The organism is Micromonospora sp. NPDC049799, assembly GCF_040656655.1.
GTDB lineage: Bacteria > Actinomycetota > Actinomycetes > Mycobacteriales > Micromonosporaceae > Micromonospora.
In genome coordinates this window covers 1-4,581 of record NZ_JBFAMU010000396.1, presented here as the reverse complement: position 1 = coordinate 4,581, position 4,581 = coordinate 1, and the positions used below count along the sequence as shown (strand labels likewise).

Genomic DNA, 4,581 nt, shown 5'->3' with positions numbered 1-4,581 from the left:
CGGACCTCGCGCAGGACCTCGGCGATCTCCGGATTACGGATCGTCGTCCCCACCGGTTTCGGCTCGTCACCGTCGCAGTACCGGGGGCGGGCCACCACCAGCACGACCGCGTCGCAGGCGTCCGCGACCGCCCGGTTGGCCGCACCGAGGGCGTCGGTGAAGGCCCGGCCGAGCGGCGTCGTGGGCACCAGCGAGAGCCCCACCTCGGGGCTGACCAGCACCAGCTTCGCCGCGCAGTCGCGGATCGCGGTGGCCAGCTCGGCGATGGTGGCGGTGTCGTCGGCCGGCTGGTGGGCCGGGTCGAGCAGGACGGTCACCCACCCGCCCAGGTCGTCGACGAGCAGCGTCTCGTTCGGCTCGGCGGAGGCGATCACGTCCGCCAGGCGGCGCGGGTCGCCGGCCGTCTCCTCGGTGGTCCAGGTCTCCGGGCGGCGGTCACGGTGCGCCGCCAGCCGGGCGGACCACTCCGCGTCGTCGGCGTCCGCGTCGGCGGCCGTGGCCACGTAGCGGACGGTGGGAGCCTCGGCGACCAGGGACTCGGCGAACTCGGACTTGCCGGACCGGATGCCGCCCAGCACCAGGACCGTGTTCCACCCGTCAACGGACATGCCCCGTACCTTAGAGCCAGCGGGCGGTGTCCCGCCTGCGAGGTGCCAGGCCGGCCCCGGCCATCACGGTGGATCACGGACTACGCTGGCAGGGGCGTCCCGGACGGGACGGCGGCGAGGGGAGACGCGCACATGGCGTGGAGCTGGCGGTACGAGGGCACGAACGGTGAGGCGGTGGAGGGACCGGCGGAGTCGTTCGGCAGCCAGGCGGACGCCGAGTCCTGGATCGGCCAGATCTGGCGCGAGCTCGCGGCGTCCGGCGTCACCTCGGTCGCGCTCGTCGAGGACGACCGGGTGGACTACCGGATGAGCCTGCTGCCGCCGGCGGAGTGATGGCCGACGACCGCCCGGGGCGTGAGCCGCTGCTGCTCGGTGTGCCCCGGGCGGCGTTCCGGCCCAGCCCGGTCTTCCTCGCCCTGGTGGCGCTCTTCGTCACCAGCGGGGTGCTCACCTGGAACCGGTACGGCAACGTCCGGCTCGACGTGTTCCTGTTCGTCGTCTCCGGGTGGCTCGTCTCGCTCTGCCTGCACGAGTACGCGCACGCGATCGTGGCGTTCCGGGCCGGCGACCGGAGCGTGGCCCACCGCGGCTACCTGACGCTCAACCCGCTGAAGTACAGCCACCCGCTGCTGTCCATCGTGCTGCCGGTGGCGGTGGTGCTGCTCGGCGGCATCGGCCTGCCCGGCGGGGCGGTCTGGGTGGACCGGCACGCGATTCCCGGGCGGCTGCGGCACACCCTGGTCAGCCTCGCCGGCCCGGCCACCAACGTGGTGTTCACGCTGGTGCTGGTCGCGGTGGTGGGGCTGGGCGCGGGCGGGAGCGGCCCGGTGGAGTTCTGGGCCGCGTTGGCCCTGCTGGCGTTCCTCCAGTTGACCGCCAGCGCGCTCAACCTGCTGCCGGTGCCCGGCCTGGACGGTGGCAACATGATCCAGCCGTGGCTGAGCCCGCCGTACCGCCGGATGTACGACCTGTTCGCCCCGTACGGCTTCATCCTGCTCTTCGCGCTGCTGTGGAACCCGCAGATCGGCAGCGCGTTCTTCGGCGCGGTCTTCGCCGTCGGCGACCTGCTCGGCCTGCCCCAGGGCCTCTACGCCCTGGGCCTGGACCTCATCCGCTTCTGGCAGTCGTGACCCGGTCCGGCCGGCGCACAGGTCCGGCCGGACCGGGACCGGTCACGGGCGCTGGGCCGGCGACTCGGTGCGCGACGGGTCGCGCTGGGTGATCGGCTCGACGATCTCGTCGATCGCCTTCAACAGGTCGGCGTCCAGCTTCACGCCGGCGGCCTTGACGTTGTCGTGCACCTGCTCGGGGCGGGACGCGCCGACGATCGCCGACGACACGTTCGGGTTCTGCAGGACCCAGGCGATCGCGAGCTGGGCCATGCTGAGCCCGGCCTGCTCGGCCAGCGGCTTGAGCCGCTGCACCCGGGTGAGCACGTCGTCGGTCAGCCACTGCGCGATGAAGCCGGCGCCCGACTTCTCGTCGGTGGCGCGGGACCCGGCCGGTGGCGGCTGACCCGGCAGGTACTTGCCGGAGAGCACGCCCTGCGCCATCGGCGACCACACGATCTGGCCGACGCCCAGCTCCTCGCTGGTCGGTACGACCTCGGTCTCGATGACCCGCCAGAGCATCGAGTACTGCGGCTGGTTGGACACCAGCGGGATCCGCAGCTCCCGGGCGAGCCCGTGCGCCTCGCGGATCTGCGACGCCTTCCACTCGGAGACGCCGATGTAGTGCGCCTTGCCGGAGTGGACGACGTCGGCGAACGCCTCCATCGTCTCCTCCAGCGGGGTGCTGTAGTCGTACCGGTGGGCCTGGTAGAGGTCGACGTGGTCGGTGCGCAGCCGGCGCAGCGAGCCGTTGATCGACTCCATGATGTGCTTGCGGGACAGGCCACGGTCGTTGCGGCCGGGCCCGGTGGGCCAGTACACCTTGGTGAAAATCTCCAGCCCTTCGCGCCGCTCGCCCTGCAGCGCGCGACCCAGCACGTCCTCGGCGCGCGTGCCGGCGTACACGTCGGCGGTGTCGAAGGTGGTGATGCCGGCGTCCAGGGCGGCCCGGACGCAGGCGAACGCCGCGTCCTCCTCGACCTGTGACCCGTGGGTGATCCAGTTTCCGTACGAGATCTCGCTGACCATCAGGCCGGAACGGCCCAGGTGTCGGAATTCCATTCCCCGACCCTAGCCCGCCCCGATCACGGTCACCCGGTACGGCGGCTCAGAGCACGGGGTTGGTGTCGGTGAGCAGCCGCTCGATCTCCGCGACGACGTCGTCGGGGTTGCGGTGCACCGGGTCGATCAGTGGCTCGCCCTGCCGGTCCAGCGCGCCCCAGCGCCCGGCGCCGTCGCCGGCGAGGAACGCCACCGGGTGGACGACCAGCACCGGGTGCACCGGCGGGACGAGCAGCTTGCCGGTGCGGTCCACCACGCCACGCCGGCCGGCCACGTCCACCACGGCCAGCCCCTCGTCGGTGAAGCCGTCGACGTACCGGCCGTCGGCCAGGGTGGTGGCGAACCCGTGGTAGCGGGTGGGCACCACGATGCGGCCGGTGCGGTCGACCGCACCCCAGCCCTCCCGTCGTACCGCGGCCAGGCCGCGCCGGAACGGGCGTACCTCGGCGAAGCCCGGCGGCACGGCCACCTCTCCGGTGATGTCGACCGCACCCCACCCGCCGGGCTCCCCCTGCGACACCCAGGCCAGGCCGTCGGAGAACGGCCGGACGACCAGGTACGTCGGCGGGAGCACCGTCTCACCGGCGAGGTCGATCAGCGCCCACCGTTCGTTGTCGACCGGACGCGCCCAGGCGACCCCGTCGCGGAACGGCTGCGCCTCCGCGTACCGGCCGGGGACCACCATCTCGCCGTCGGAGTCGGCGTAACCCCAGCGATCGCCGTCGAGCGCCGGGACCGGGGGCCGCACCCGCGCCAGCACCTCGTCACGACCCCGGGGGTACGGCCCGAAGCCGATCTCCGTGGCCCGCTCCGCGACCGCGTCGAGGCTGAACCGGATCCGGGCGAGCAGCTCCGGGTCCCCGGCGCCCCGCAGGTCCAGCGCCCGCTCGAAGTGGTGGCACGCCTCCATCAACCGGCCCTGCTCGTAGCAGCACCGGCCGGCGTGCTCGTGCAGCGCCGCCCGCAGCCGGTCCGGCAGCTCGTCCGAGTTGGCCTGCGCGAAGAGGCGGTCGGCCTCGGCGAACTCGCCGCGCCAGCGCAGCACGTGGGCCAGCCGCGCCTGGGCCAGCGAGGTCCGGCGCAGCTCGCCGGTCGCCTCCGCGTACGTCAACGCCAGGCGCCCGTCGGCCAGCGCGTCGTCCAGGTCGCCGACGATCCGGGACACCACCGCCCGCAGGCTCAGCAGCCGCGCCCGGGACCGGTTGTCGACGGCCGTGCCCAGCTTCTCGGTCAGCCGGCGCCGGACGACCCGGAACTGGTCCGGCTCCTCGACCACCTCGCGCAACGTCGCCGGGTCGAGCCGCCACCGGTAGCTCGCCAGCACCTGCTCGGGGTCGCCCTGGGAGAGGTCCGGCGAACCGGTCACCGATTCGACCGGCGCGACCTCCGGCGCGGCCGACCGGGGCGGCGTCGGGTCCGCCGGGACGTTCTCGGAGGGTGTCGCCGGTACGGTCGGGGCGCTCTCGGCCGGCGCCTCCGCTGCGGGCGGGGCGTTCTCGACCGGCGCGTCCGGTGCGGCCGGCGCGTTCTCGGCCGGCGGCTCCGGTACGGGCGGGGCGGGCGGTGTGGCCGGCGGCGCCGGGACGGGCGCACCGGGCGGTGCGGAGACCGGGCGGACCGGCGTGGTCGTCTCCTCCGCCCAGCCCTCCGGTTCCGTCCATTACTCCGGTCTCCGGACCGCCGCACGCGCCGGTGTCGGCGCCGCCGCACGTTCCCGTGTCGGCAGCCACCTGCAGAGCGGTCGAGGCGAGCAGGCCCCCGACGATCCAGTCGAAGTAGCGCACCCCGCCGACGCCCTGGTC

The 4,581-nt window shown here is 74.0% G+C and carries 4 protein-coding genes and 1 pseudogene; 2 read left to right on the top strand and 3 right to left on the bottom strand.

Annotation, left to right across the window (positions count from 1 at the left end; translation table 11 throughout):
• The coding region (locus tag AB0I76_RS23010) for a bifunctional adenosylcobinamide kinase/adenosylcobinamide-phosphate guanylyltransferase (RefSeq protein ID WP_357038990.1) at positions 1–608 on the bottom strand (608 nt) is incomplete at its 3' end.
• A gap of 132 nt (positions 609–740) precedes the next feature.
• Here AB0I76_RS23010 and AB0I76_RS23005 point away from each other — a divergent pair.
• Both AB0I76_RS23005 and AB0I76_RS23000 read left to right on the top strand, forming a co-directional pair.
• The gene (locus AB0I76_RS23005) at positions 741–941 is read left to right on the top strand and encodes a hypothetical protein (RefSeq protein ID WP_357038987.1); all 201 of its coding nucleotides are present in this window, start codon (positions 741–743) and stop codon (positions 939–941) included.
• Positions 941–1,738, top strand: coding sequence for a site-2 protease family protein (locus tag AB0I76_RS23000; RefSeq protein WP_357038984.1), 798 nt, complete (start codon positions 941–943; stop codon positions 1,736–1,738). Before AB0I76_RS23005 ends, AB0I76_RS23000 begins: the two co-directional genes overlap by 1 nt.
• Before the next feature lie 42 nt (positions 1,739–1,780).
• Here the strand turns inward: AB0I76_RS23000 and AB0I76_RS22995 are convergent, their stop codons facing one another.
• Positions 1,781–2,779 carry an aldo/keto reductase family protein gene (locus AB0I76_RS22995; RefSeq protein ID WP_357038981.1) on the bottom strand — a complete coding sequence of 333 codons (999 nt, stop codon included), beginning with the start codon at positions 2,777–2,779 and terminating at the stop codon, positions 1,781–1,783.
• A gap of 46 nt (positions 2,780–2,825) precedes the next feature.
• A pseudogene (locus tag AB0I76_RS22990) lies at positions 2,826–4,340 on the bottom strand (WG repeat-containing protein); the annotation flags it as partial.
• Positions 4,341–4,581 lie beyond the last annotated feature (241 nt).

Coding starts and splice junctions, on each gene's coding strand:
- AB0I76_RS23000 (WP_357038984.1), top strand. CDS start 941: ATGGCCGACGACCGCCCGGGGCGTGAGCCGCTGCTGCTCGGTGTGCCC.
- AB0I76_RS23005 (WP_357038987.1), top strand. CDS start 741: ATGGCGTGGAGCTGGCGGTACGAGGGCACGAACGGTGAGGCGGTGGAG.
- AB0I76_RS22995 (WP_357038981.1), bottom strand. CDS start 2,779: ATGGAATTCCGACACCTGGGCCGTTCCGGCCTGATGGTCAGCGAGATC.